This is a genomic window from Photobacterium chitinilyticum (genome assembly GCF_004104355.1).
In the GTDB taxonomy this organism is placed as follows: domain Bacteria; phylum Pseudomonadota; class Gammaproteobacteria; order Enterobacterales; family Vibrionaceae; genus Photobacterium; species Photobacterium chitinilyticum.
Genome location: NZ_RJLM01000190.1, coordinates 1 through 446, shown reverse-complemented (window position 1 = coordinate 446; position 446 = coordinate 1). Strand labels below are relative to the sequence as shown.

Annotated in this window: 1 rRNA gene; it reads right to left on the bottom strand. The window is 54.1% G+C overall.

The features are described 5' to 3' along the window. Positions 1-446, bottom strand: a 16S ribosomal RNA gene (locus EDI28_RS28240); the annotation flags it as partial.

The window sequence follows — 446 nt, the reverse complement described above, 5'->3', positions numbered from 1 at the left end:
AATGATCCTTCCGCAGGTTCACCTACGGAAACCTTGTTACGACTTCTMCTTCCTCTAAATAGTCAAATTAGGTCATCTTCTCAGCATCAGTCGAGCGGCAACGCCACTACAACGACACCAATCCAACGACCTCACTAAACCATTCAATCGGTAGKAGCGACGGGCGGTGTGTACAAAGGRCAGGGACGTARTCARCGCRAGCTKATGACTYGCRCTTACYAGGAATTCCTCGTTCACGGGGAATAATTGCAAGCCCCGATCCCAGTCACGACGGTGATGAAACAGTTTGCCCAACCCTTTCGGGCCAGGTTCCCAGACTCGCTGGCACCGTCATTGTAGCGCACGTGTGGCCCCGGACATCTAAGGGCATCACAGACCTGAGACTCGCTGGCACCGTCATTGTAGCGCACGTGTGGCCCCGGACATCTAAGGGCATCACAGACCTG